Origin of the sequence: Gemmiger sp. An120, assembly GCF_002160955.1 — a bacterium.
GTDB classification, from domain to species: Bacteria; Bacillota; Clostridia; order Oscillospirales; family Ruminococcaceae; genus Gemmiger_A; species Gemmiger_A avium.
Genome location: NZ_NFLN01000029.1, coordinates 1 through 26920, shown reverse-complemented (window position 1 = coordinate 26920; position 26920 = coordinate 1). Strand labels below are relative to the sequence as shown.

The 26920-nt window shown below is 57.9% G+C and carries 27 protein-coding genes, 1 tRNA gene and 1 pseudogene; 15 read left to right on the top strand and 14 right to left on the bottom strand.

The window, feature by feature from the left end:
• Positions 1-60: 60 nt before the first annotated feature.
• The 13 genes and pseudogenes from B5E65_RS14975 to B5E65_RS14915 all read right to left on the bottom strand — a co-directional run bounded on the left by B5E65_RS14975 (position 61) and on the right by B5E65_RS14915 (position 8693).
• Complete coding sequence (locus tag B5E65_RS14975; protein ID WP_087172567.1) at positions 61-525, bottom strand: spore coat protein; 465 nt, start codon at positions 523-525, stop codon at positions 61-63.
• Positions 526-616: 91 nt separating this feature from the next.
• Positions 617-844, bottom strand: a complete 228-nt coding sequence (locus B5E65_RS16280) for a GNAT family N-acetyltransferase (protein WP_087172566.1) — start codon at positions 842-844, stop codon at positions 617-619.
• A 137-nt stretch (positions 845-981) separates the two neighbouring features.
• Complete coding sequence (locus tag B5E65_RS14965) at positions 982-1179, bottom strand: hypothetical protein (RefSeq protein WP_087172565.1); 198 nt, start codon at positions 1177-1179, stop codon at positions 982-984.
• A 47-nt stretch (positions 1180-1226) separates the two neighbouring features.
• The gene (locus B5E65_RS14960; protein WP_087172564.1) at positions 1227-2075 is read right to left on the bottom strand and encodes a DUF368 domain-containing protein; all 849 of its coding nucleotides are present in this window, start codon (positions 2073-2075) and stop codon (positions 1227-1229) included.
• Positions 2072-2740, bottom strand: coding sequence for a potassium channel family protein (locus B5E65_RS14955; protein WP_087172563.1), 669 nt, complete (start codon positions 2738-2740; stop codon positions 2072-2074). The genes B5E65_RS14960 and B5E65_RS14955 overlap by 4 nt, the downstream gene beginning before the upstream one ends.
• 19 nt (positions 2741-2759) lie before the next feature.
• Positions 2760-4064 (bottom strand): TrkH family potassium uptake protein, encoded by a 1305-nt coding sequence (locus tag B5E65_RS14950; protein ID WP_087172569.1) that lies wholly within the window; start codon positions 4062-4064, stop codon positions 2760-2762.
• A gap of 65 nt (positions 4065-4129) precedes the next feature.
• A complete protein-coding gene (locus tag B5E65_RS14945) occupies positions 4130-4687 on the bottom strand; it encodes a lysylphosphatidylglycerol synthase transmembrane domain-containing protein (protein WP_158098609.1) in 558 nt (185 codons plus the stop codon).
• A gap of 16 nt (positions 4688-4703) precedes the next feature.
• The gene (locus tag B5E65_RS14940; protein WP_087172561.1) at positions 4704-5192 is read right to left on the bottom strand and encodes a lysylphosphatidylglycerol synthase domain-containing protein; all 489 of its coding nucleotides are present in this window, start codon (positions 5190-5192) and stop codon (positions 4704-4706) included.
• 16 nt (positions 5193-5208) lie between these two features.
• On the bottom strand, positions 5209-5832 hold the full coding sequence (locus tag B5E65_RS14935) for a DUF47 domain-containing protein (protein WP_087172560.1): 624 nt from the start codon (positions 5830-5832) through the stop codon (positions 5209-5211).
• 40 nt (positions 5833-5872) lie between these two features.
• Positions 5873-6925, bottom strand: coding sequence for an inorganic phosphate transporter (locus B5E65_RS14930; RefSeq protein WP_087172559.1), 1053 nt, complete (start codon positions 6923-6925; stop codon positions 5873-5875).
• A gap of 103 nt (positions 6926-7028) precedes the next feature.
• Positions 7029-7391 (bottom strand): annotated as a pseudogene (tnpA, locus tag B5E65_RS14925) (IS200/IS605 family transposase); the annotation flags it as partial.
• 316 nt (positions 7392-7707) lie between these two features.
• Positions 7708-8046 (bottom strand): relaxase/mobilization nuclease domain-containing protein, encoded by a 339-nt coding sequence (locus B5E65_RS14920; protein WP_481810362.1) that lies wholly within the window; start codon positions 8044-8046, stop codon positions 7708-7710.
• 561 nt (positions 8047-8607) lie between these two features.
• Positions 8608-8693, bottom strand: a tRNA-Tyr gene (locus tag B5E65_RS14915).
• 217 nt (positions 8694-8910) lie between these two features.
• Between B5E65_RS14915 and B5E65_RS14910 the strand changes: the two genes are divergently transcribed.
• From B5E65_RS14910 to B5E65_RS14860, 12 genes are all read left to right on the top strand, one after another.
• Positions 8911-10278 carry a citrate/2-methylcitrate synthase gene (locus B5E65_RS14910; protein WP_087172556.1) on the top strand — a complete coding sequence of 456 codons (1368 nt, stop codon included), beginning with the start codon at positions 8911-8913 and terminating at the stop codon, positions 10276-10278.
• Positions 10279-10417: 139 nt separating this feature from the next.
• Positions 10418-11881, top strand: coding sequence for an MBOAT family O-acyltransferase (locus tag B5E65_RS14905; RefSeq protein ID WP_087172555.1), 1464 nt, complete (start codon positions 10418-10420; stop codon positions 11879-11881).
• A 12-nt stretch (positions 11882-11893) separates the two neighbouring features.
• Complete coding sequence (locus B5E65_RS14900; protein ID WP_087172554.1) at positions 11894-12925, top strand: hypothetical protein; 1032 nt, start codon at positions 11894-11896, stop codon at positions 12923-12925.
• Positions 12926-12940: 15 nt separating this feature from the next.
• A complete protein-coding gene (locus tag B5E65_RS14895) occupies positions 12941-14254 on the top strand; it encodes a surface carbohydrate biosynthesis protein (protein WP_087172553.1) in 1314 nt (437 codons plus the stop codon).
• A 4-nt stretch (positions 14255-14258) separates the two neighbouring features.
• Positions 14259-15485, top strand: coding sequence for a lipopolysaccharide biosynthesis protein (locus tag B5E65_RS14890; RefSeq protein ID WP_087172552.1), 1227 nt, complete (start codon positions 14259-14261; stop codon positions 15483-15485).
• A gap of 103 nt (positions 15486-15588) precedes the next feature.
• Complete coding sequence (locus B5E65_RS14885; RefSeq protein ID WP_087172551.1) at positions 15589-16710, top strand: N-acetyl sugar amidotransferase; 1122 nt, start codon at positions 15589-15591, stop codon at positions 16708-16710.
• Positions 16711-17160: 450 nt separating this feature from the next.
• Complete coding sequence (locus B5E65_RS14880; protein WP_087172550.1) at positions 17161-17901, top strand: methionine ABC transporter ATP-binding protein; 741 nt, start codon at positions 17161-17163, stop codon at positions 17899-17901.
• 3 nt (positions 17902-17904) lie between these two features.
• On the top strand, positions 17905-18573 hold the full coding sequence (locus B5E65_RS14875; protein WP_087172549.1) for a methionine ABC transporter permease: 669 nt from the start codon (positions 17905-17907) through the stop codon (positions 18571-18573).
• A 117-nt stretch (positions 18574-18690) separates the two neighbouring features.
• A complete protein-coding gene (locus B5E65_RS14870; RefSeq protein ID WP_087172548.1) occupies positions 18691-19524 on the top strand; it encodes a MetQ/NlpA family ABC transporter substrate-binding protein in 834 nt (277 codons plus the stop codon).
• 189 nt (positions 19525-19713) lie between these two features.
• Positions 19714-20571 carry an NAD-binding protein gene (locus B5E65_RS14865; protein WP_242957576.1) on the top strand — a complete coding sequence of 286 codons (858 nt, stop codon included), beginning with the start codon at positions 19714-19716 and terminating at the stop codon, positions 20569-20571.
• Entirely contained in the window at positions 20565-20699 is a 135-nt protein-coding gene (locus tag B5E65_RS16620) for a TrkA C-terminal domain-containing protein (RefSeq protein WP_242957575.1), read from the top strand. Before B5E65_RS14865 ends, B5E65_RS16620 begins: the two co-directional genes overlap by 7 nt.
• Before the next feature lie 16 nt (positions 20700-20715).
• Positions 20716-21522 carry a TrkH family potassium uptake protein gene (locus B5E65_RS14860; RefSeq protein WP_087172547.1) on the top strand — a complete coding sequence of 269 codons (807 nt, stop codon included), beginning with the start codon at positions 20716-20718 and terminating at the stop codon, positions 21520-21522.
• A 63-nt stretch (positions 21523-21585) separates the two neighbouring features.
• Here the strand turns inward: B5E65_RS14860 and B5E65_RS14855 are convergent, their stop codons facing one another.
• Positions 21586-24411 carry a glycoside hydrolase family 2 TIM barrel-domain containing protein gene (locus B5E65_RS14855; RefSeq protein WP_087172546.1) on the bottom strand — a complete coding sequence of 942 codons (2826 nt, stop codon included), beginning with the start codon at positions 24409-24411 and terminating at the stop codon, positions 21586-21588.
• Between the two features lie 138 nt (positions 24412-24549).
• Here B5E65_RS14855 and hflX point away from each other — a divergent pair, with 138 nt between their 5' ends.
• From hflX to B5E65_RS14840, 3 genes are all read left to right on the top strand, one after another.
• Complete coding sequence (gene hflX, locus B5E65_RS14850; protein ID WP_207754143.1) at positions 24550-25866, top strand: GTPase HflX; 1317 nt, start codon at positions 24550-24552, stop codon at positions 25864-25866.
• 369 nt (positions 25867-26235) lie between these two features.
• On the top strand, positions 26236-26676 hold the full coding sequence (locus tag B5E65_RS14845; RefSeq protein ID WP_087172545.1) for an Lrp/AsnC family transcriptional regulator: 441 nt from the start codon (positions 26236-26238) through the stop codon (positions 26674-26676).
• A gap of 4 nt (positions 26677-26680) precedes the next feature.
• Positions 26681-26920, top strand: a 240-nt coding sequence (locus B5E65_RS14840; RefSeq protein ID WP_143403042.1) for a zinc-ribbon domain-containing protein, incomplete at its 3' end; no start/stop codon positions are given.

Here is a 26920-nt window from a genome sequence, read left to right as displayed (position 1 = left end):
TCCGGGCATACAAAACGGGCGGGGCGCCCCGGGGGGGGCGCCGCTCCGTTCTGTTTTGTGTCAGCAGGACATGCCGTTGGCCTGCATATACTCGGCCAGTTCCCGGCCGTGGTTCTGCTCGGCCTGCTGGATGCCCGCCAGCACCTGCCGGGCGGCGGGGTCGTTGAACTCAAACACCGCCGTGTTGTACACCCCGGCCACATACTTCTCGGTGGCCAGCAGATCCGCCAGCAGATAGGCATCGCTCTGTTTCTGGGCGCGGGTGGTCTTGGCTTTCAGTGACTTGGCCGAACGGGCCCGCCCCGCCTGGGCCTTGCCCTGGCTCTGGGGCGCGGGCATGGTGCCCGCCAGCATACCGGTCACGGTATCACAGTGTCCCTGCTCCGCCTTCTCGATCTTCTGCAGAATCTGCTTCAGGGTACCGTCGCAGGCCGCCTCGGCCGCTTTGTGGTACTTTTCGGCGCAGAGTTTTTCCTCACTCTGCAGATCTTTCAAAAAATTTTTCTCTTTTTGTGTCCAGGTCATAACCGTTTCGCTCCTTTCGGGTTTGGGCTCAGTATGCCCGCCCGACGGAGCGAATATGTATACCGGAAGTCCGAAATTCTGCGTTCCGGAATTATTCCGCAAAACTGATAAAATTCTCCGGATACAGCTCGTAGTCAACGGAGGACTGCCACTCCCCCAGCTGATCCTTCCAGGCGTTTTCGTTGACACGCAGCTTTGTAAATCCCAGCTGCTCATACACATGCTGCGCCCGTTCGTTTTTCAGATTGGTGTCCGGAATGATCTTTTCAAAGCCCAAATCCCGGAACAGCGACGCGATCAGCATGCTCAGCAGGTGCAAATGCACTCATCATGCTTAGAAACATTTCATTGCTCAAGCATACTGCAACCCGCCGGATAAAGCTATTACCAAGACCAACAACCTTTCAGTCAAAGCAGGCCCGACAAACGTCACAACCAATAAAGGCTATGTGGGGGTTATTCTTCTCCTAACAGGGAACCAAGGAAGCCCATCATCTCCTGCGGAATGGCTTCTTTCTGCTGCGGTACTGGCTGGGAAGGTACAGTTTTGAGTTCTTCCCGCAGCACCCGGCGCAGAATTGTTTCCAGTTCTTCTCGCTGGGCATTTTCCAGAATCAGCTGTACCAGAAAGGCGTTTTTCTGGCCTTCCGGCACAGCCTGCAGGATTATTATAATTCAAAAGCAGATACACTTTGTGGGGGTCACACCGCGTCTGACTGCCTGCGTGAAATCAAATAGATAGAGATAAATCCCACTGAAAATGTAACTGTGCAGATTGCAAGTTCGCTGAAGCTGGGAAAACCGGGAAAAATACTTATAACAGAGCCCAGAATAAAACCTAAAATAATCAGATAAGTGGGCTGGGGAAAATGCGTCATTATCTTTTCCAATAGTTTTGTAGTCAGGATAATTCCAATAACTCCTCCTAATAACAAAGGAATCAGAAATGAGAATTGCAATCCGCTAATTGCCTGCATGGTTTTGTCATAAAGACCCAGCAGCAAAAGAAGATAAGAAACACTGATACCGGGAAGAATCAGTGCGACCGCCGCAATTGCCCCTGCGGCAAAAAGGAATAGGAAATTCTGTATTTCCTCTCCTTCCTGCATGCCGGCCATATTGACCGGAAACAAAGATATTGCCGAAACAATAATCCCGCCAAGGAGGATATACACCGGAAATTTCCATGAAAAGGCAGTAGCTTTTGCTTCTCGAAAAATCAGCGGGATTCCCCCAGCAACCGCTCCGATGAAAAAGTACATTGTGGGTTTTGGGAATGTGTCAATCAAATTAGAAATGGGCGTAGCAATCACCAGCATACCAAATACTGCGCTGATACAAAATACAGTAAGAAAGAGGAAGTTGGATTTCTTTTGTTTTCTGAAGGAACTGACTGCTGAAATAAGTTCCTGATAGATTCCCAGAATCATAGCTATGGAACCGCCGCTGACGCCTGGAACCAGCATAGTCCCTCCTATGACTGCGCCTTTCCACAAGGTTGAAATATATTTTTGAGGAAGTGCGTTTTGTCTTGGTTCTGCAACACTCATTGGATATCACCCTCAAACCGTTCTATATTTCCGGTTTGCCCAATCACACAAATAACGTCTCCATCCTGGAAACAATAATCGGAAGAAAAATCCACGTCAGTATACTGACAATGCTCAATCGCAATAATATTTAAACCATATTTTTGACGGGTATCTGCTTCCCGTATACTGATACCAAACAGTTTTTCTGTAACCTTAATTCTCCGGACCTCTACGTCCCCTTCCAAAGTTACAGAATCAAGAAAGCTGTTGTAAGTCAATCCTTTTCCAAGCCGTACCGCCATATCCCGTTCTGGGAAAACCACCGTAGCTCCCAGACGTTTCAAAGCCTCACCATGCATAAAGCTGGTCGCTTTAGATATAACATGAGGAATCCCCATATTCAGCACGGTTATAGTTGTTAAAATGCTAACATCTATCTGCTCGCCAATACAAACCACTACCGTATCACAATTCTGAATTCCAGTTTCCTCTAACGCTTCCTGGTCCAGGGATTCAATTACCAGCGCCATTTCGGTAAAGCGCCGCGCTTCTCTCACGCGGGATTCATCCTTGTCAATCGCAATCACTTCTTTTTCTGCTTTGGAAAGGCACTCGGTTAGCGCCATTCCAAACCGGCCAAGGCCTATAATTCCAAAAGAAGCAGAGTTATCTCTTTTTCTCATTTCCAAATTCCTTTCTCTATTAACCAATCGTAATCGATTCTTCTGTGTAATGCACGCTGGGCGATGGACGATCTATCCATATTGATAGCAGCGTAAAAGTACCAACTCGTCCTGCAAACATTGTAAAAATAAGAATCAGTTTGCTGCCTTCACAAAGATCCGGCGTAATCCCCGTGGAAAGCCCTACTGTGCCAAACGCGGACACTTCCTCAAAAAGCAGATGCACAAAGCTGCACTCCGGCTCTGTGATGCAGAGCAGAAAGGTGCCTGCGCATACCAGCAGTACGGAGAGAAGCGAAATCGTGCAGGCTTTTGAGAGAGCTTCCGAAGGGATGCTTCGGCGAAAAGCGCCAATATGCTTTTTGGTAAACAGGCTTCTTACCTGCTGCATTAAAACAAAGAAGGTACTAGTTTTGATACCACCGCCCGTAGACCCCGGAGAAGCTCCGATAAACATCAGGATAATCAATGTAAACAACCCAGCGTTTGAAAATTCGCCAATCGCATAAGTTGAAAATCCTGCCGTCCGGGCAGATACACTTTGGAAAAACGCTCCTAGCCACGAAATATTTTCCGTTGCTTTTAGAAGCAGGGTGCCAATTACGAGCAAGGCAACCGTTGTGGTAATAACTACCTTGGAATGCAAACTTAGCTTTCGGAAAGAGCGTTTTTTCAAAATGTCCAGTATGACGAGGAAGCCTAAACCGCCAAAGATGATTAAACCGCAGGTTGTAAGGTTCAGCAGGACATTTGATTGATACGGAATGAGGTTTCTCAAACCGCCCAAGATATCGAAGCCTGAGTTGTTGAAAGCGGCGATAGAATGAAACGCGCTGATTCCAAGCGCCTTTAAGGGAGGATAGTCCTGGACGAATACAATGAAGCTTAGCCCTATCCCCACCAGTTCAAAGCACAATGTCATGAGCAAGACTGCTTTTACTAGACGAACCATGCCCTTGAAGCCGTCTACATTAAAGGCTTCTTTCACCAAGACACGGCCCTTGATTCCAATTTTTTTTCGTGCTGCGATAATCAAGCCCACTCCAATTGAGGTAACACCCAAACCGCCGATCTGTATCAGGGCGGCTACAACTGTTTGCCCGAAAGTTGTAAAATGATCCGCCACGTCAATCGCAATCAAACCAGTTACGCAGACGGCGCTCGTTGAGGTAAACAAGGCGTCAATAAAGCTGACACGCGCTCCGTCCTTTACAGAGACGGGCAGAAGCAACAATCCTGTTCCGAATAGTATGACCAGAGCAAACCCTATTACAATTAGCCTGCCTGGCGGCTGTTTTTTTATTTGGAAGATAAAGTGTTTCATTCTTTTGGCTGGCAATCAGAGATCCAGCTTTGTCATTCCTTTCGTAAAGCTCTATTTTCTATGGTTTATGCGCACTCTTTCATTTTCTCTGACCCGAACGACAGCTTAGGCAACCGGTCGGCAATATATGTACAGATACATCCTATGGGGAAATTCAGATAGTAGGACATGGTTCTCCAAACAACCATGGCGGGGATAATTGTCCCTTCCGAAAAAAAAGAGCGGAAAAACAGAACGAAACTTCCCTCTGCTCCGCCGGAGGCGCCTGGAAGCGGGACAAAGGCACTAACCATGGACACGTATGCCTGCGCTGCCATAATGACGTTAATTGGCTGCTCTAAAAAGCCAAAACTTCGATAAATAAAATACGGAATGGAACAAGTGCAGGCAATTTGCACAATAGTTAAGATGCAGGTCGTCAAGTAGGGCTTCCAGGTCTTCCCGAATAGGTTGGAACTCTCGTGAAATACCGCTAATTCCTGTTTGATTTTTTCATAGCGCTCTTCCGGATGTTTGCATAGATGGAGCTTATGAAAAATCCAAATTCCTTTTCTCAGTATTTTATCTGTTGCTCGCTTGCTGACACAAAATAAATAATCAGAATAATGAATGTACTGTTGCACAGCAGCCCTACCACTGTTAAAAAGAGAAATTGCTCACATTGGTCTGAAAGAAAGGAAGCATCCACACAACCATAACCAACGAATACAGCACCAGAATTATCTGATACACCACTGTTTTCATTGCGATAATGGAACTGGCTGCTCCCGTATCCATACCCAACCGGCGCATAGAATAAATCTGCATTGGCTGCCCGCCTGTGGAAAAGGGAGTGAGAGCGCTGTATAATATTCCCTCCATCCCGATACAAAAGGAGTATCGAAATTTCCATTGCTGATAAATCACCTTGCAAAATATATTCAGAGCGATTCCTTCCAAAAACCATGCTGCTACAGCCACGGCCAAAGCAACCAGCAACCATTCATATCTCATATTTTGCGATATTCGGGCTAACGATGCGATTCCATCTGCGGAAAACAGGAATCCCAACAAAACGCCTGCTGAAAGCACAGCTGTAATAATTCCGAAAAGATTCTTTTTAATTGTACCGAGGAATGCTGGTTTCATGTTCTGTCTTCTGATGTCAACTGTTCTTCATGATTGCACTTTCTACAATATCAGCGATATGTTCACAGGTATCCGCACATTTTTCAAGATAAAGATAAATCTCACGCCATGCAATCACATTGAAGGGATCCTTACATATGCTATGAAGCTCGCGCATACAGTCTATAAACATTCTGTCTACCTCTTCCTCCAAGCTGTTGATACAGACAATATGCTCATGAAGACGCTTAGAACGCTTAAATTCTGGGAATTCCCGCATCAGATTGCAGACCTCTTCGCAACAGCGGATAAGTATATCAACCAATTCCAGAGCGTCTGGCCGAATTTCTGTAATATGGTTGTAGTAAATACGAATTAGAACATCTTCAATTTTGTCTGTAAGATCGTCCAAATTCTGGCTGATTTGCAGGATATCTTCCTGTTCAATCGGCGTGATAAAAGCCTTTGCCAGAGTGTTCAGGAGATCGTGCTTTTTCAGATCCGCCTCATGCTCTATTTTGTGCATTTCATCAAGATACACCGGTAAACTCTCTAAATCAAAGTGTATCATTATTTCCTTCAGAAGTTTGACGGCCTGCCGCGAATGATCTGCACATTCCATAAAATTTTGAAAATAAAATGCGTCCTGTTTTTTTGACATATTTGCCACCTCATACTTTTTGATATGCCTATGTATTTACTTAAAATATCGCAATGAACAATTTCGCCATTGCGAAGCTGATCAGTCCACAGCCTGGGAATGTAAAAATCCATGTCAGCACCATTTCCTTTACAACCCCCAGGTTAATTGCAGAAAGCCGCTTTACAGCCCCCACCCCCATGATGGCGCTTGTCTTGGTATGGGTAGTGGAAACTGGTATGCCGAACAGGCTGGAAATCAAAAGGCAGGCCGTTGCCGCAAGGTCTGCGGAAAAGCCTTGATATTTTTTCAGTTTTACCATATCCATACCAACGGACTTTATAATCTTCTCTCCTCCGACGCTGGTGCCAGCGGCCATAATAACGCTACAAAGCAACATCAGCCAAACCGGTATCGTAATTCCACTGACGTCCTCCTGTCCATTGGAAAAAGCAAGCCCCAGAAATAAAACACCGATAAACTTCTGCCCATCCTGCGCACCATGCATGAAACTCATAGCGGCTGCACCAAAAACCTGAGCGCCGCTGAAAAAGCAGTTTGTTTTTCTGCGGTTCATGGACCCGCAAATCACCGCTACAATCTTGCATATAACCCAACCGGATACAAAGCCAAGGACAAGGCTCAGAACAAGACCGTAAATCACCTTTGCCCATTCTGCCATATTGATGCCAGCTGTACCGTTCTGGATGGCAATCGCAGCGCCGGTAAGTCCCGCAATCAGGCTGTGGCTCTCACTGGTGGGAATCCCAAAATACGACGCACCCACGCTATACACCACAATAGAGAGCAACGCCGCACACAAGGCAATCAGCGCTTCATGGGCATTGCCGCCGAAATCCACCATATTGCTGATAGTAGAAGCCACAGAACTGTTGATTTGGGTCATAACCAGCACCCCAAAAAAATTAAAGGCGGCGCTCATAAGTATAGCGTTCCGAACGTCCATACAGCGTGTTGTCACACAGGTGGCGATGGCATTGGGGGCGTCTGTCCACCCATTCACAAAAATAACGCCCAAGGTAAGCAGCACTGTGATGCAAAGAATCGGGCTTGATGCAATTCCCTCTATAAAAGCTGAAAACGATATATCCATATATTCTCTCCTTAATATAATCTGGTAGTCAAAACCTCCGGCTAAGCCGGAGACTTGATTAGCCCTATGGTCTGCCAAATGATCTTCTTGCCGCTGATTTCTGCTTTTTATTTCGCCCTACTGTATCTACATAATATCCTCTGGCCCAAAAGTGTCGATTCCCATACTTATATTTCAGGTTTGCGTGTCGATCGAAAATCATCAGACTACTTTTTCCTTTCAAAAATCCTACAATCTGCGAAACACTATACTGGGGTGGTATACTCAGCAACATATGAATATGGTCACAACACGCATTTACCTCTATGATCTCTACTCCTTTTTGCTCACACAGCTTTCTTAGGATAGCTCCGATATCTGCTCGCAACTCTTTATAGATTGCTTGCCTACGATATTTAGGTGCTGCAAATACAATACGATATTGACATCTCCATTTCGTATGCTCTAAACTGTTTATGTCTTTCATGCGAAGACCTCCTCGATAGTTTTGGTTAGGTTGGCAGACCTTTTCCTTTACTCTATTGGGGAGTTCTTTTTTGTCCATAGCTATAAGCTCTTTATCCACTGGCTGAGCCAGTGGTTGTTTAAGCAACAGCAAAAAGGGACAGACTCTCAAATTGAGGGTCTGTCCCTTTAACAACCAACATTTGCTAAACCAAATCATGATATAAAAGGCGCTTACTTGGAATAAATAGAGACGCTATTGCTCTCTATGACAGACTCCACCACTTATTCCAACAGAAAGTAGTATACTGGATACATCAAGATAAGTCAACACATTTTTATTTTCTTCCATATAAAGAAACCACTCGCTGGCGAAATGCATTCAAGTTGTGGATGCATTTGGTGTTGAGATGGGTACTGACCACCGCCTGAAATTTTCCGCCGAACAGCCGATCCGCAAATTCTGCTCCGATTTGATGCGCCAGTTCCGGGGAGATTTCTCCGGGAGCAAAACTCTGCACCAGATGGAATCCCTGTACACCTTTTTCCTTATGCCATATCTTTTTAATCTGACACATATCCTCAAAGGCGGAGTCTATGGTACAGCCGATAGCTGACTGGAACAGATCCTGTTCTGACTGGTCTTTATTGAGAGCCTTATCGATCTCCCCTTCCAACGATTCTCTGTTTTCGGCACGGGAAGATTTTTTCTCATCGAGAGCATAGTCGATGGCGTTATCAAGGCGGTGAACGGGGATAACGCTGGTATATACGATAGTGGTTTTCTCCTTGTATTTTGAGGGCTTGAAATTGACCCATTTGGGGCTTCCGTCAATCTATCTATATATCTGCCGAAAACTTTTACAGTTCCGACAACGGAAAAAAAGAGTGGTAAACGCAAAAAAGCGGAGTTCCCAGCCTGAAAAATCAGGTGAAAACTCCGCTTATGCTCATAAAAGTCTTTGTTTTGCTATTTTTGGGAAAAGGCATCTATGGAAAATCACTTTGGATTTTGCGCTCTAAAAAACCCGCAAACCCGCATGAATACTGATAAAAATGGGGTAGACATCTAAAGTGTCTACCCCAGATGGTGGGAGCGGGTGGATTCGCAAGCCGCGCCCTGAAAAACAGTCCGCCGGACTGTTTTTCCCCGCCGGAGGGCGGGACGGGCTGTTCTCATCTCACCCTCTCAAACCACAAAACAAAAAACCCGCCGATCTTCGGCGGGTTTTTCGTTTTGGTGGGAGCGGGTGGATTCGAACCACCGAAGCAATTATGCAACAGATTTACAGTCTGCCCCCATTGGCCGCTCGGGAACACTCCCACATGTTCGCCGCTCTCAACGAGTGCTTGATTATTATAACAAGCATATCCAGAAAATGCAACCCCTTTTTCGAAATTTCTTGAAAAAATTTTTGCGGCACTTTAACATGACAGAAAAGTTACAATTTGTACTTATTTGCGGGCCCGGTTTCTGCTATAATAAAAATCGTTAATCATATTAAGCATTATACAGTAAGCAGAAGGAGGGAGTGCGTCTTATGACCGCCGTATCTGAATATTCCAAGGTAACGCCCGAACTGGAACAGCTGGCCAGCCTGTGCCGGGCGAACAATACCATTGATCCCCAGGATTATGTGCGCTACGACGTAAAGCGCGGCCTGCGTGATCTGAACGGCAACGGCGTGGTGGCCGGCCTGACCGAGATCAGCGAGGTTCACGCCAAGGAAAAGATCAATGGCGAGTCGGTGCCGGTGCCGGGCAAACTGTTCTACCGAGGCTATGCCATCGAGGACATCGTGCACGGCTTTATCGACAGCGGCCGGTTCGGCTTTGAGGAGACCGCCTATCTGCTGATGTTCGGGCAGCTGCCCACCGCCGAACAGCTGGCAGACTTCAACCGGCAGCTGGCGTTTTACCGCACCCTGCCCTCCAACTTTGTGCGGGACGTGATCCTGAAAGCCCCCAGCCAGGACATGATGAACACCCTGGCCCGCAGCGTGCTGACCATGGCCAGCTACGACGACAACCCGGACGACATCAGCCTGCCCAACGTGGTGCGCCAGTGTATCGACCTGCTGGCCATCTTCCCGCTGCTGTCGGTGTACGGGTACCAGGCGTACTCCTACAAAGAGGGCAACAGCCTGTACATCCACGCGCCCCGGCCGGATCTGTCCACCGCGGAGAACATCCTGACCCTGCTGCGGCCGGATTCCTCCTATACCCCGCTGGAAGCCCACATCCTGGACCTGTGCCTGGTACTGCACGCGGAGCACGGCGGCGGCAACAACTCCACCTTTACCACCCATGTGGTCACCAGCTCCGGCACCGACACCTACAGCTGCATGGCCGCGGCCCTGGCCAGCCTGAAGGGCCCCCGCCACGGCGGCGCCAACATCAAGGTTATGCAGATGTTCGAGGATATGAAGCAGTCCCTGCCCGACTGGGCCGACGAGGACGCCATCCGGGACTATCTGACCGGCCTGCTGCACAAGGAGCGCTTCGACAAGAGCGGCCTGATCTACGGCATGGGCCACGCGGTCTACTCCATCAGCGACCCCCGTGCCACCCTGCTGAAAGGCTTTGTGCACAAGCTCTGCGCCGAAAAGGGCATGGAGAAGGAATACGGCCTGTACGCCGCGGTGGAGCGGCTGGCCCCGGAGGTCATCGCCCAGGAGCGCAAGATCTACAAGGGCGTTTCCGCCAACGTGGACTTCTACAGCGGCTTTGTGTATCATATGCTGGGCCTGCCCACCGAGCTGTACACCCCCATGTTCGCGGTGGCCCGTGTGGCCGGCTGGAGCGCCCACCGGCTGGAAGAGCTGATCAACATGGGCAAGATCATCCGCCCCGCCTACGTGTCGGTGCTGCCCCGCCGGGAGTATGTGCCCATCGGCGACCGCGCCTGACCTTTGTTTTTCCTTTTGCCGCGCCCCTTTACCGGGGCGCGGCTTTTCTTTACAAAGGCGGCGGGGCACACTATAATGAATATGTATGAGCTTTTTTGCCGGAATCCCGGCTATCACGGATACAGGAGCGGTTTTGTCCATGAGTTTCAATACCCTGCCCTATCTGGTATTTCTGCCCCTGGCGGCGCTGGCCTGGCTGGCGGCGCCCCGGCCTGCCCGCATCTGGGTACTGCTGGCGGCCAACGGGGTGTTCTACGCCTTTGGCGGCACGCCGGGCCTGGCGGTGTTCCTGGTGCTGGCCGCGCTGCTGGCCTGGGCGGGCGGCCTGGGCATCCAGCGGGGGCGGCATCCCCGCGCCTGGCTGGCCGGTACTCTGCTGGCCTGTGTGGCGCTGCTCTGCTTTTTTAAATATAACCGGTTCTTCCCCGCCCTGGCCGACGGTCTGGCGGCGCTGGGGATGCCGGTTTCCGCCGGCGGCTGGCTGCTGATGCCGCTGGGCATCAGCTACTACACCTTTACTGCCGTGAGCTATCTGGTGGATGTGTACCGCAAGAAAATCCCCGCCGAGGGCAATTTTCTCTACCTGCTGGCTTTTACCAGTCTGTTTGCCACCGTGACCGCCGGGCCCATCTGCCGGGCGGGCGACATTCTGCCCCAGCTGCACGCCCCCGCCCGCTTTGAGGAGGGCCGGGTGGTGAACGGCCTGCAGGTGATGCTGGTGGGCTACTTCAAGAAAATCGCCGTGGCGGACATGCTGTTCAAGTTTGTGGACACCGTTTACGGCAACCTGCCCGCCTATTCCGGCCTGACCCTGACCCTGGCGGCGCTGGGGTACGGGGTGTATCTGTACGCGGATTTTTCCGGCTATTCGGACATTGCCCGGGGCAGCGCCCTGATCCTGGGGCTGCGCCTGCCGGAGAACTTCCGGGTTCCCTACTGCGCCGCGGGCCTGGGCGAATTCTGGGACCGCTGGCACATCAGCCTGTCCAGCTGGCTGAAAGACTACATCTACATCCCGCTGGGCGGCAGCCGCAAGGGCGCGGTGCGCCGGGTGCTGAACGTGCTGGCGGTGTTCGTCGTCAGCGGGCTGTGGCACGGCGTGGGCCTGAGCTTTCTGTTCTGGGGCCTGCTGCACGGGGTGGGCCGTGTGTTTGAGGTGCTCACCGGGCTGGGCCGCCGCCGTACCACCGGGCCGGTGCGCTGGCTGCATGTGGCGCTGACCTTTGTGTATGTGAACGTCTGCTGGGTGTTCTTCCGCTGTGAAAACCTGGCCGACGCCTTTTATGTACTCACCGCCCAGTTTGCGGGCGGCGATGTGATCGCCCAGTGCCGCGCGGCAGTGGCGGCGGGCTTTGACGCCACCCCCCTGCTCATGCTGGGGTACGGGGCATTCTGCGTGCTGGCGGTATGTCTGCTGACCGCCTGGGACGCCTGGCGTGTGCGGGGCCTTGCCGGCGGCGGAGCGGAGATCGCCTTTGCCCGGCTGGGCACGGCGCGCCGCTGGGTGCTGTACTACCTGTTCCTGGCGTTTATCTTTGCGGCCTTTCTTATGCAGAACGGCTATCTCGTGGGCAGCGCCAGCTTTGCCTACGGCGGATTTTAAGGAGGGCGCGGCATGAGAAAACTGCTTGGCAGGCTGTGCCTGTTTCTGCTGCCGGTGGCGCTGTACCTGGCGCTGTTCGTAGCCTTTGAGCCTTACAACTACTTTGGCCTGCGCGCCGGCGCCACCGACACCAACCAGCCCATCTACCGGGTGCGCAGCTATCTGCAGCAGCCGGAAAACGTGATCTTTCTGGGGGATTCCCGGATGGCCCACCTGGATATGGAACTGGCCGGGGAGATCCTGGGCACCCCCTGCTCCAACCTGGCTTTCGGCGGCGCCAGCGAACAGGAGATGATCGACCTGTTCTGGTTTGCCGCCGAGGAGAACCCCAACCTGGAGCGGGTGTATCTGGAAGTCAGCTTCTACACCATGAACCGGTACTACGACAAGGACCGGGCGGGCAACATCCGCACGGTGGCGGAAAACCCGCTGGCCTATATGCTGAACCTGAGCTACAACCTGGAGATGCTGGCCAACCTGAAAAACACCCTGACCGGCGCCGCCCCGGTGGCCGGTGACACCGAGACCGCTACCTACACCCCGGCGGACTATCAGGACGAAGGCGGCAATCCCCTGCCCTACCGGCGGCAGCTGATCGACTACGCCGCCACCATCTACGGGGTGGTGACGAGCGGGGCGGATATGCCCGCGGACCCGGCCGAGGCGGTGGCCTATATGACCGACCCGGCCAATATCGAATTGCGGCAGTGGGAGGTCAACACCGAGCAGCTGGAACGGCTGAAAGAGGTGGCCGCCTGGTGTAAGGAAAACGGGGTGGAACTGGTGTTCGTGGCCCCGCCGGTGGAGGAGAGCATCACCGACTGTGTGCTGGAACCGCTGGGCATCGGGGAAGAATTCGCCGCGGTGCTGGACGAGCTGCGGGCCACCGGTACGCCGGTGCTGGACTACGAGCTGGGCGGCGGGCACGGCCTGCGGGAGGACCAGTTCTTTGACGGGTTCCACATCGACACGGTGTACGGCCTGCCCCAATACACCGCCACCCTGCTGGCGGACGCAAACGCCGCGCTGGGCGGCAACGGATAAAAGGAGGCGCGGCGCATGGCGCTGGATTTTCTGATTTTGTACGAGCACACGGTGCGGGAATACGAGAGCGACCTGCTGCTCAAACTGGAACTGGAACGGCGGGGCTACAAGGTGGCCATCCGCCAGCTGCTGGACCGGAAAAAGCCCAGCCTGTTCACCTGGAACAAGCCCCGGGTGCTGGTGAGCAGCTGCATGTACGACAACGAGGCCATCAACAGCCACGTGTACAACAACATCGGCCGGTGCGACCGGATCGTGAACCTGCACTGGGAGCAGATGCTCAGCGACACCCAGGAAGAGGGCGACTGGTTCAACATGAACGGCAACGCCAAAAAGTGCGTGCAGACCTGCTGGGGCCGCCGCACCGCCGACCGGCTGATTGCCCACGGCATGGAGCCGAAAAACACCCCGGTGACCGGCGCGGTGATGATGGATTTTCTGCGCCCGGAATTTGACGGCTATTTCAAAAGCAAGGCCCAGCTGTGCGCCGAGCACGGCCTGGACCCGAACAAACAGCTGCATCTGTATATCTCCAGCTTCGGCTATGCCAGCATGACCGAGCAGGAGGTCAGAGAACTGAGCGAGATGGCGGGCACCGACTTCACCGGCTTTGCCGCCACCAACCGGGTGAGCATGGCCCAGACGCTGGACTGGTTTGACCGGTATCTGGCCGACCACCCGGAGGTGGAGCTGGTCTACCGGCGGCATCCCAGCGAGTGGAACAGCCCGGCCCTGGCCGAACTGGCCGCCCGGCGGCCCAACTTCCATGTGATCTTCGCGGACAGCGTAAAGCAGTGGATCGTGGCGGCGGACTCCATCAGCATCTGGATGAGCACCGCCATCGCGGAGGTGTACATGGCGGGCAAGAGCTGCCACATCCTGCGCCCGGTGCCCATCGAGCACGAGTACGACCCGGTGATCTACGCGGGGGCGAAGTATATCACCGATTACGAGGGCTTCTGTGCCGCCATGGGGGAGGAAGACCCGCCTTTCCCCATTGCCCGGGAAATCATCGAGGGGTACTTTGACCCCAGCGCCACCCCCGCCTACAAGCGGATGGCCGATCTGCTGGAACAGGTATACAAAGAGCCGCCCCGGGATCATCCCATGGGCGAGGGCTTTACCCCCCATTTCAACTGGCTGAAATTCTTTGCGCTGTGGGGGGTGCACATCCTGTTTGCGCTGCGTCTGCCGCCCCAAAAGGTGTTCTTCTTCCACAAGGGGCTGGCGGATTTTGCCCAGCGCATCTACGACTATGTGGAAAAGGCCTACATCCCCAAAAATCAGATCCGGGCGATGGAAGACCGCATCCGCCCCTTTGTGAGGTGACGGGATGAACAGTCAGCTTCAAAGAAACCTTGTTTTCAACACGGCGGGCAGCCTGCTGTTCTATGTGTGCCAGGCGGTGATGAACCTGCTGGTCACCGCGCTGGCGGGGGTGGAGGCCAACGGCCTGCTGGCCACCGCCATGACCATCGCCAACGTGGCCCTGAGCGCCGCCAGCTTCGGCATGCGCACCTTCCAGGTAAGCGATCTGCGCGGCCAGTACGCCGACCGCACCTATCTGCTCAGCCGCTACCTGACGGTGGCGCTGGCCTGGACAGGCTGCATGGCCTTTGCCTTTGTGAACACCTATTCCGCCCAGCAGCGGTGGGTCATCTTCCTGTATGCCGGGTACCGGCTGGTGGAAAGCTGGTCCGACGTGTGGCACGCCTACCTGCAAAAGGCCGAGCGGATGGACATTGTGGGCATCAGCTTCGGGGTGCGGGGCCTGCTTACCGCCGGCACGGTGGTGGCGGGGCTGCTGCTGACCCATGACCTCATTATCACCCTGGCGGTGCTGCTGGTGCTCAACGCCGGGTATGTGCTGGCGGTGGATATCCCGCTGGCCCGCCGCCGGGCGGACCTGAAAAGCCGGGAGGGCGGCAGCGTGGCGTCGCTGCTCTGGCAGTGCCTGCCGCTGGCGGTGTATGCCAGCATCAACACCAGCATCGGTTCGGTGCCCCGGTACTTCTGCGAGCGCATTCTGGGCAGCGTGGCGCTGAACTATTTTGCCAATGTATTCCTGCCGGTGATGCTCTTACAGGTGGCGGCGGTGTATCTGTTTGTGCCCTTCATCACCACCTTTGCCCGGCTGTGGAACGACCGGGACGCCGCGGGCTGGCGCAAGGCGCTGCGCCTGGGCACACTGGCGCTGGCGGCGCTGTGGGCCGCGGGCGCCGCCGGGGTGGCCCTGCTGGGCCGCTGGGGGCTGAACCTGCTGTATCCCAGCACCCCGGAGATCCTGCAATATACCGGCCTTTTGCAGCCGCTGGTGATCTGCGCTGTGCTCACGGTGGCCTCTACCGTGCTGTGCAACCTGCTCACCATTGCCCGGGCCATGGGGGCCCTGATCGCCGGCAACCTGATCGGCCTGGCGGCGGCGCTGATCGCCAGCCCGCTGCTGATCCCCGCCCTGGGGCTGTGGGGCACCGCTTTGGCCACCATGGCGGGCCTGGGCGCCCAGGCGGTTTCGCTGGGCATCTTTTTGTGGATGGCCGGGCGGCGGCAGTTTGTCTGACAGTTCCGCTTTTTTGCAAAACGCTGGAAGAACGCATCACACCATGGTATAATACCAATGACAACGCGGCCCGCGCGCCGCTGCAAGGAGGGAAATCTGCGGAATGAAATACTGCAAGAAGTGCACCATGCCGGACACCCGGCCCGGCATCACCTTTGACGAAGAGGGCGTGTGCAGCGCCTGCCGCCATTACGAGAGCCGTTCCAAGGTAGACTGGGACGCCCGCTGGAAAGAATTTGAAGCCCTGTGCGACAAGTACCGCGGCTGCAACGGCCCCGGCGGCTACGACTGCGCCGTGGCGGTAAGCGGCGGCAAGGACAGCCACTTCCAGGTGTATATCCTGAAAGAGGTCATGAAGATGAACCCGATCCTCTTCAGCGTGGAGGACAACTTCCCCATGACCGAGGCGGGCAAGCACAACCTGAAGAACATCTCCGAGGCGTTCGGCTGCACCATCATCAGCTGCAAGCCCAACATCAAGGCCCAGAAGACCCTGATGCGCGCCTTCTTTGAGAAGTACGGCAAGCCCACCTGGTATGTGGACCGGCTGATCTACACCTTCCCCCTGCACATGGCGCTCAAGTTCAACACCCCGCTGCTCTGCTACGGGGAGAACGTCAGCTTTGAGTACGGCGGCAACGCCGATGAGGAGACCTACTCCGCCCGGGATCAGATCGAAAACGGTGTGGCCGTGGGCTTCCCCACCGAGGAGCTGCTGAGCTACGGCGTAAGCGAGAACGACCTGGCCCTGACCAAGGCCCCCACCGCCGAAGAGCTGGCCCGTCTGGACCCGTTCTATCTGAGCTACTTCCTGCCCTGGAACAGCTACAAGAACTACCAGCTGGCCAAGAGCCGCGGCTTCCACGACCTGACCCACGAGTGGGACCGCACCCACCACGCCGAAAACTTTGACCAGATCGACAGCCGGGCCTACCTGGTGCACAGCTGGCTGAAGTATCCCAAGTTCGGCCACGCCGCCGCCACCGACTACACCGCCCGGTACATCCGCTACGGCATGATGACCCGGGAAGAAGCCATCCCTGTGATCAAGGAGCGGGACGGTGCGCTGGACCCCTTGTGCGTGCGGGATTTCTGCGAGTTCTGCGGCTACTCCGAGTCCGAGTTCTGGGCCATCCTGGACAAGTTCTACAACCGGGACCTGTTCGAAAAGGACGCCTACGGCCGCTGGGTGCTGAAACACCCCATCTGGGAAGAAAACAAGTAAATTTTGTTTGCGCCCCTGCCCTGTGCGGGGGCGTTTTTTGGCTTCACAGCGCGGTTTTTCGCCCTTTTGCGCAAAAAGGGCTTGACAACCGCCGCCCGCGAGGCTATCATAATGGCATATTCCAAATCGGCAGAGAAGGAAAGAGTACGCTTTCGGCATTGGCCTTTACAGAGAGCCCGGCGGGTGGAAACGGGCAGGGTACAGGAAGCAGAAGATGGTTCCGGAGCCGCGCGGGCGAAAGGCAGGAGTCTCAAGCTTGCGACGGGTGCGCCCGTTATCGCGCCAGGCTGTAACCGGTACATTTCCGGCGCAGCTGCCAAGGCCGTTTTCCCCGCGAGGGGGCGGTGAACCAGGGTGGTACCACGGGGTTTTTCTATCCTCGTCCTTGTATTCGTTTACAGGGACGGGGATTTTTTTATTGCCGTTTTACGGCGCGGGAGGAGCAGTACCATGATCGAGATCGAACATCTGAGCAAGGTGTTTCAGGACAAAAACGGCCGGGTAGTGGCGCTGGAGGACGTGTCCGCCACCATCCGGGACGGGGATATCTTCGGCATTATCGGCATGAGCGGCGCGGGCAAAAGCACCCTGCTGCGCTGCCTGTGCCTGCTGGAAACGCCCACCGAGGGCCGCATCCTGCTGGACGGCAAGGACCTGTCCGCGCTGCGGGGCGAGGAACTGCGCACCGCCCGCCGCCGGATGGGGGTAGTGTTCCAGGGCTACAACCTGTTGATGCAGAAGACCGTGGCCGAGAACGTGGCGTTTCCCTTGAAGCTGGACAAATACGACAAGGCCGCCGTGGCCGCCCGGGTGACCGAGCTGCTGGAACTGGTGGGCCTGGCCGACAAGGCCCAGAGCTATCCCAGCCAGCTGTCCGGCGGGCAGAAGCAGCGGGTGGCGCTGGCCCGGGCGCTGGCCAGCAATCCCGGCGTGCTGCTGTGCGACGAGCCCACCAGCGCCCTGGACCCGCTGACCACCCAGAGCGTTCTGGAACTGCTGCAGAACATCAACAAAAAGCTGGGTGTGACCATCGTGATCATCACCCACGAGCTGAGCGTGGTGCAGCGCATCTGCAACCGGATGGTGGTTATCGACGAGAGCCACTTTGTGGAGCAGGGCGACACCGCCGCCATCTTTGAGAATCCCCAAAGCAGCATCGCCCGGCTTCTGCTGGGCAAAAAGGAGGACTGAGCCATGCAGGCGTTTATCGAAGAATACGGATTGCTGCTGCTGGGCGGCGTGGGCGAGACTTTGTTCATGACCCTGGTGCCCACCCTGTTCGCCTATGTTCTGGGCCTGCCCATGGGCGTGCTGCTGACCATCACCAAGCCCGGCGGCATCGCCGAGGCCCCCCGCTTCAACGCGGTGTTCGGCTGGCTGGTGAACATCCTGCGCAGCCTGCCCTTCATGATCCTGATGATCTTCATCATTCCCCTCACCCGGTTCATCGCCGGCACCTCCATCGGGGCCACCGCCGCCTGCGTGCCCCTGACCATCGCCGCGGCCCCCTTTGTGGCCCGCATGGTGGAGCAGAGCCTGGAAGAGATCGACCGGGGCACCGTGGAGGCTGCCCGCTGCATGGGCGCCACCAACTGGCAGATCGTGACGAGGGTGCTGCTGGTGGAAAGCGTGCCCAGCCTGCTGCGGGGGTTGTCCATCAGCACCATCACCATTCTGGGCTACACCGCCATCACCGGCGCGGTGGGCGCGGGCGGGCTTGGCAACATCGCTTTCCGCTTCGGCTACCAGCGCTACCAGAAAGACCTGATGTATGTGACGGTGGTGCTGCTGATTCTGCTGGTCTGCCTGATTCAGGGCGTGTTCAACCTGATCGCCCGCCGCGCCGACAAGCGCAGCCGCTGAGTTTGCTCAAAACCGCGGCCCGGCCGCGGTGGCGATATCGAAAGCTGTGCCGGTACGGGACGGCCGCCCGGCCCCGCACACTTTCGCCAACCAAGAGAGAGATAGAGGAGTGTTATTATGAAAAAACTGTTGAGCCTTGCGCTGGTGCTGGTACTGGCGCTGAGCCTGGCCGCCTGCGGCGGCAATTCCGCCGGTTACAAGATCGGTATTCCCAACGACGCCACCAACGGCGGCCGCGCGCTGATGCTGCTGCAGGATCTGGGCATCCTGACCCTGACCGAGGGCGCGGGCCTGTCCGCCACCGAGAACGACATCGCCGAGAATCCCTACAACGTGGAGATCGTGCCGCTGGAGGCCGCCAACCTGCCCATCAGCCTGCCGGACCTGGACTTTGCGGTGATCAACGGCAACTACGCCTCCGGCGCGGGCATCGGTGACAAGGTGCTGGTGACCGAGGACGCCGAGAGCGTGGCCGCCCAGACCTACGGCAACGTGCTCTGCGTCAAGGAGGGCAACGAGAATGACCCCGCTGTGCAGGCGCTGCTGGCGGTGCTGATGAGCGAAGAGGTGCAGAACTGGATCGCCGACAGCTACAACGGCGTGGTGATGCCCATGGGCGCCCAGGATCTGGAGATCCCCGAGATCGCCGAGCCGGTGAGCCTGAATGTGGGCGCGTCCCCCAGCCCCCATGCGGAGATCCTGGAGTATGTGAAGCCCATCCTGGCCGAGCACAACGTGGAGCTGACCATCACCGAGTTTGACGACTACGTAATGCCCAACACCAGCCTGGAGGACGGCAGCATCGACGCCAACTACTTCCAGCATCAGCCCTATCTGGATGACTTCAATGCCGAGAACGGCACCCACATCGTAAGCGTGGGCACCATCCACTACGAGCCCATGGGCGTATACCCGGGCAAGAGCGACAGCCTGGACGTATTCTCCAAGTAAAGCCGAAAGCCCCGCAGCCAGTGCTGCGGGGCTTTTTTGTCGGATTTGGCCGCCCGGCCCATTGACGAGCCGGGTACTTAGATATAAGGTATAAAATGGATAACAGGCGCCGGGGCTTTCTGCTTCGGCGCCTGTGCCGCTCATGCGGTCAAATTAACACGTTACAGACAGAAAGAGAGGATGCGGCCAATGGCGCGACGGAAAGCCGGGGCGGCCCGGGACGGGCTGAACATCATCCTGGTAGGCTGCGGCAAGGTGGGCGTTTCCCTGGTGGAAAAGCTCAGCCAGGAGGGGCACAATATTACGGTGGTGGACCGGCAGGCCGCGGCGGTAAGCGCGGTTACCGACCTGTACGACGTGAGCGGTGTGGTGGGCAACGGGGCCAGCTACCGGGTGCAGCAGGAGGCCGGCATCGACGAAGCCGATATTCTGATTTCGGTAACCGCCTCGGACGAGCTGAACCTGCTGTGCTGCACGGTGGCCAAAAAGGCCGGCAACTGCGCCACCATCGCCCGGGTGCGCACCCCGGATTACAGCGAGGACGCGGATTATCTGAAAGAGAAACTGGGTCTGGCCATGGTGATCAACCCGGAGCGGGAGGCCGCGCTGGCCATTGCCCGGCTGCTCTGCCTGCCCACCGCGCTGAGCGTGACCAGCTTTGCCGGCGGCCATGCCGAGATGGTGCGGATCCGCATTCCCCAGGGCAGCAAGCTGGACGGACGGTACCTGCGCCAGCTGGGCAAGGAACTGGCCGGACCGGTGCTGGTCTGCGCGGTGGAGCGCAGCGGCCAGGTATACATTCCGGACGGCGGGTTCCAGCTGGCCAGCGGCGACGCGCTGACCTTTATCTGCCCCTCCCGGGACTCCAAGCAGTTTCTGGGCCGGATGGGCTTTGAGACCCATCAGGCGCACAACGCGCTGCTGATCGGCGGCAGCAAGGCGGCCTATTACCTGGCCCGGCGGCTGCTGGCGGTGGGGGTGCAGGTGCGGATCATCGAGGCGGACATGGCCCGCTGCGGGAACTGGCGCTGCGGGATCATATGCTGATCGCCTGCCTGTTCCGCAATGGGCGCACCCTGATCCCCGGCGGCGACGACTGCATCCACGCCGGGGACCGGATCATCGTGGTGACCACCCATACCGGCCTGCGGGAACTGGCCGAGATCCTGGCATAAGGGGGGCGGCACAGCGATGAATCTTGCGATGATCCGGCATGTGCTGGGCTGGACCCTGGGCATTGAGGGGGCGTTCATGGCGCTGCCTTGCCTGGTGGCGCTGGTTTACGGCGAGGCGGCAGGCTGGTGGTTTGTGCCGGTGGCGCTGGGCATGGAGGAGGTACGGCTGTACTTTATTATCGTGCTGGCATCCATTTCGGTGATCGTGTTCCAGCTGTGCGCGGACGGGGCGGCTTTTGGCAAAACCCTGCGGGACGCGGCGTTTCAGGTGGCATCGATCATCACCACCACCGGATTTACCACGGTGGATTTCAACCAGTGGCCGCAGACCTCCCGCAGCGTACTGGTGATTCTGATGTTCATCGGCGCCTGCGCAGGCAGCACCGGCGGCGGCATCAAGGTGTCCCGCATCAGCATCCTGTGCAAGACCATGTTCAAGGAGCTGCACAGCTACGTAATGCCCAAGAGCGTGCGCAAGGTGAAACTGGACGGCAAACCCCTGAACCACGAGGTGGTGCGCGGGGTGAACGTGTTCCTGGTAAGCTATTTGCTGGTGTTCACCCTGTCGGTGCTGCTGATCAGCCTGGACGGCGCGGATATGGTAACGAGCTTTACGGCGGTGGCCGCCACCTTCAACAACATCGGCCCCGGCCTGGAACTGGTGGGGCCCACCGGAAACTTCGGGCATTTCAGCCCCTTTACCAAGGCGGTGCTGTGTTTTGACATGCTGGCCGGGCGGCTGGAGCTGTTCCCGGTGCTGCTGCTGTTCTACCCCGCTACCTGGAAAGGCGCGTTTCACCGCACCCGCCGCGCGGCGGCGTGATTCAACAATACAGAAAGGCCGGTGCGTATCCGCTTGGATACGCACCGGCCTTATTTCGTATTTTTACCGCCCGGGGCAGAGGCGGAAAGCCAGTACCTGCTCGCCCTCGGCGCTGATCCGCCAGGGCGGCTGCACGTCCGCGCCCCAGGTATTGATGCCGCCCACACCGCGCATGGCGCCGTACACCGACACCACCGTGCGGGCCGAGGGGGGCAGTTCCTCCTGATGCCAGGCTTCTTCCAGCTGGCCGGGGGTATGGGGCACAGCCGAGAAGGTGAACGCCTCATGCTCCATGGCCAGTTCCAGCCGGCCCGCATCGGCCAGGCCGGGGGTCAGCCGGTGCAGCACCGCCCGCACCGTATCCACGTGGCAGCCGTATTCCTGCGGCACCAGGTACGCCGCCTGGGCCGGGACCTCGCTGTGCAGCCCGAACACCCCGCCCTTGTACCGGTCGGGATAGGTCTCGCCGCTCAGGCCCTGCCAGTCCACCCGGTCCACCGGGGCCGGGGTGGCAAACCGCAGGCCGAAGCAGGGCAGCTCCGGCAGGCCCGGCGCGCCGCGGAAGGCCGCCCGCACCTGGATCTCGCCCAGCCGGTTTACCGTGTAGCAGACCTCTGCCGCCGCCTGCGGCACTGCCGGCAGGGTGAACTTGTACCGGATGGTGGCCGCGTCCGCCTCCGCGTGCAGGATCTCCCAGCCGCTGCAGCGCAGATACTGGTCGGCCGCACGCCAGACGGCGCTCTTCTGCGGGAATCCGCAGCCGATATCGTTCTCGGTGGGGGCGCGCCACAGCGCCGGGCGCGGTGCCCGGAACATCCATTCCACCCCTTTGTACCGCAGGCTCACCGGCCCGCCCTCCTGGTAGGAGAACAGCGCCGAGAAGTCCTTGCCGTACACGCCCAGGTTGCCGTCGCCCCGAGCGATGCGCAGCGCAGGGGCCGCGCCGGCTTTCATAGCGGCGGCCTTGCGCTCCTCATTCAGTTCCTTTTCCGCCAGCTGCCGGGCCCGGGCGTTGGCCTCGTCCTGCTGCCGGCGCGTTGCCTCGTCCGCGTACCAGTAGCGCACCTCCTGCATGGCGGGCTTTTCCCGCCCGTCCGCAAACAGGATGCCGTTGGCACTGAAGTTGTAGTCGCTGGGCCGGTCGCCGAAATCGCCGCCGTAGCCCAGCACACGCCGCCCCAGCGGGTCGGTGCGCCAGAGGGCCTGATCCTTGAAGTCCCAGATAAAGCCGCCCTGATACTGGGCAAACTCATCCTGCAGCTGAATATACTCCTCCATGCCGCCCAGCGAGTTGCCCATATCGTGCATGTACTCACACAGCAGCATGGGTTTCGGATTGGGGCCGCTCAGATACTCCCGGATCTCCTCCGGGGTGGCGTACATCCGGCTTTCCATGTCGCTGATATCCTCAAACGCCCGGTTCTGGAACACCCCTTCGTAGTGTACCAGACGGCTGTCGTCCTGGTTGCGGAAGAACTCCGCCATAGCCCGGATGCAGGTGCCCGCGTAGCTCTCGTTGCCGCAGGACCAGAACAGGATGCTGGGATGGTTCTTGTCCCGCTCAAACATCGAGCGGGCCCGGTCCACCACGCAGCCCTCCCACTCCGGAAAGCAGCCCGGCACATTCCACTCCGGATCAACACGGCCCAGCTTATTCCAGGAACCGTGGCTCTCCAGGTTGGTTTCGTCCATCAGGTAGATGCCCGCCTCGTCGCACAGCTCGTACCACAGGCTCTGGTTGGGGTAATGGCAGGTGCGCACCGCGTTGACGCCCGCGTCCAGCACCGCCCGCAGGTCCCGGCGCATATCCTCCTCGTTGATGGCGCGGCCCTTCTCGGCGCTCCACTCATGCCGGTTGACGCCTTTCAGGATCAGCCGTTCCCCGTTCAGCACCATGACCCCGTTCTCGATGCCAAACCGCCGGAAGCCGGTACGGGCAGGCACCGTCTCCTGCTCTTTGCCGGCCGCGTCGGACAGGGTCAGGGTCACCGGATACAGGCAGGGATCGCCGTGCCGCCAGGGCCGCACCGGGCCCAGCGCCAGCGGGCCGGCCTCCAGAGCCCCGTCCTCGCCGGGGGTCAGGGTCAGCGGACCGTCAAACAGCGGCTGTCCCTCGGGCGAATCCACCCGGCACTGCACCCGGCACTGGGTGGGGTCGGTCACCGGGCCCTGCCACACAGCGCTCAGCTTCAGCCGCATCCGCAGGCTGCCGGTGCCGTCCGCCTCCAGCGTGGGGCGCAGCCACAGATCTTCCAGATGCAGCGCCGGTTTCGCGTACAGGTACACCGACCGGAACAGCCCCGAGAACCGGAAGAAATCCTGGTCCTCGATCCAGGCGGCGCTGCTGCGCTTGTATACCTCCACACACAGGCGGTTGCCCCGCTCCCGGATATAGGGGGTCAGGTCAAAGTCGGAGGGGGTGAAGCTGTCCTCCGCGTAGCCCACAAACTGGCCGTTGAGCCAGACGTAGATGGCCTGCTCCGCGCCCTGGAACGAGATGCAAACCCGCTTGCCCCGCAGCGGCTCGTCCAGATCAAAGTACCGCACGTAGCTGCCCACCGGGTCGTCGTTCCAGTCGATGCGGGGCGGACGCAGCTCGGCCACGCCGTCCCAGGGATAGATGGTATTGGTATAATGTACCTGGCTGTAGCCCTGCAGTTCGATATGGCCCGGCACCCGGATCATGCCGAAGTTGGACAGGTCGTAATCTTCCCGCCAGAAGTCTTCCGGGCGGTCGGCGGGGCGGGGGCTCCAGGCAAAGCGCCAGGGCCCGTCCAGGCTCTGCCGCAGATCCTGGCCCTGGTGGTACCAGATATGATCGGAGTGAGCGTCCAGCCGGTTTACCTGCCAGACGGTGGGATCTTCCAGCCAATGGAGATCGGGGCGCATAGGATACCTCCTGTCGGGCGGCGGATATCCGCCGCCGGAAATTTGTTGGGTTTATTATACCATGAAGCGGCCGGGAAAGGATAGCCTTGCCGCATCTTTTCCCCCATTGTTTGACAAGCGCGGGCCGGGGCGGCTATAATGGGCGTACCGGGCGCACAGAGCCCGAAAAACAACGACAAAAGCGAGGTGCAGGCCATGGAAGAACTGCTGCAATCACAGCCCCCGATGCGGGTGATTTTGCTGGGGCTGGACCAGGGCCTTTTTGACGCGCAGCGCAGCATGGACGAGCTGAGCGCATTGTGCGAGGCAGGCGGCCGGGAGGCGGTGGCCTGCCTGATTCAGAAAAAGGACGCGCCCGAACCGGGCACCGTACTGGGCGAGGGCAAGCTGGCCGAGGCGAAGCTGTACTGCCAGAACCTGCAGGCCGAGCAGGCGATCTTTGACGGAGAGCTGACCGGCAGCCAGATCCGCAATCTGAGTGAGCTGCTGGAGGTGGAGGTCATCGACCGCACCATGCTCATTCTGGAGATTTTCCGCAGCCGGGCGGTGACCAACGAGGGCAAGCTGCAGACCGAACTGGCCCTGCTGCGCTACCGGCTGCCCCGGCTGCAGGGGCTGGGCCAGTCGCTGAGCCGCCAGGGCGGCGGCGGTGGCGGCGGCGCGGGCGCCCGGCGCGGCGCGGGCGAAAGCAAGCTGGAATACGACCGCCGGCACATCCACGGCCGTATCCAGGCGCTGGAGATCCGGCTGAAAGAGATGGAAAAGCGCCGGGGCGAAAACCGGCGCACCCGGCAAAAAAGCGGGGTGCCGGTGATCAGCCTGGTGGGCTACACCAACGTGGGCAAAAGCAGCCTGATGAACGCCTTGTGCGGCAGCGAGCAGGCCGCCGCGGCGGACATGCTGTTTGCCACCCTGGACCCCACTGCCCGCAAGCTGACCCTGCCCAGCGGGCTGGGGGTCATCCTGGTGGACACGGTCGGGTTTGTGAGCCGCCTGCCCCACAAGCTGGTGGAGGCCTTCCGCAGCACGCTGGAGGAAGCGGCTTTTTCCGACGTGATCGTGAAGGTGGCCGACGCCGCCGACCCGGAACGGGAAACCCAGCTGGCGGTGACCGACGAGGTGCTGTCGGGCCTGGGCTGCGGTGGGATCCCCCAGCTGACCGTGTACAACAAGTGCGACAAGACCGGGGCGCTGGCCTTTGACCCGGATATTCTGCTGACCAGCGCCCGCACCGGCCAGGGCCTGCCCGAACTGCTGGCAGCGCTGGACAAGGCGCTGGGCGACCGGGTGCGCCCGGTAAAGCTGCTGCTGCCCTACAACAAGCTGGGCCTGGCGGATGCCCTGCGGGCCCGGGGCAGCGTGACCGCCGAGGAATACCGGGATACCGGCCTGTATCTGGAGGGCATGTGCCCCACCGAGGAGCTGCACCGGTATGAGCCGTATCTGCTGAACTGACGAAAAACGAGGTACAGGGCTGCACCCCCTGTACCTCGCTTTTTATTTTTTCACTGCCCTTTCTACGCCCTGAAAACGCACGCAAAAAGGCCCGCCTGTCGGCGGGCCTTTTTGCATAGAGGGGTGGGAAAGTATATAGATGGGAATATCTGATTGACAACTATGATTATACCAAAACCGCTTACGATGTCAAACAGGTTTGCGGTGTTCCGCTTTCTTTTTCTGCTTTACTTTTCCGGTAAAAGTTCATATAATAAACCCAGAGGATGTTTTTCGGGGGCGGGCTTTCTTTTGTGTTCTTTTTGTGAAAGAATCCTTTATTAAAGCAGGATTTGCACAAAATTCCGCCCCTGTTGAAAGGAGTTTTGTATGGATCAGTTGGACCGTCGCATCCTGGCGCTGCTGTGCGAAAACGCCCGGATGCCGGTAAAGGATATTGCCCATCAGGTATCGCTGACCAGCCCGGCGGTGAGCAGCCGTATCCGCAAAATGGAGCGGGACGGGATCATTGCCCGGTACACGGTGGTGATGAACCCGCAGGACAAAAATGTGATCAACGCCCTGATCAGCGTGGCCACCCTGCCCGCCCAGCGGGACGCCCTGACCAGTGCCCTGCAACAGGAACCCCAGGTGCAGAAATGTTTCCATGTAACCGGCAGCCACAGCTATATCGTCAAGGTATGCTGCCCGGATATGTCCGCGCTGGAGCACCTGATCACCCAGCTGCAGACCTACGGCCAGACCAGCACCCAGATCATCCTGTCCACCCCGGTGGACCGTCAGGTCCGCGGCTATATCAAGGAGGTATGAGATCATGACTGAATATTGCCCGCAGTGCGGCGCTCCCCTGCCGGAAAACTGCCTGTTCTGCCCCAGCTGCGGCGCGTCCTGCGCCCAGCCTTCCCAGCCGGAACCCCAGCCCGCAGAGCCGGTTCTGCCGGCCGGGGAACCCGTGCAGGCGGACGCCCCCGCGGAGGTGTCCGCCGAGGATACGGCTTCGCCCGCCGGAGACCCCGCCCCGGAAACCGCCCAGCCTGACGACGGCGGCCAGACC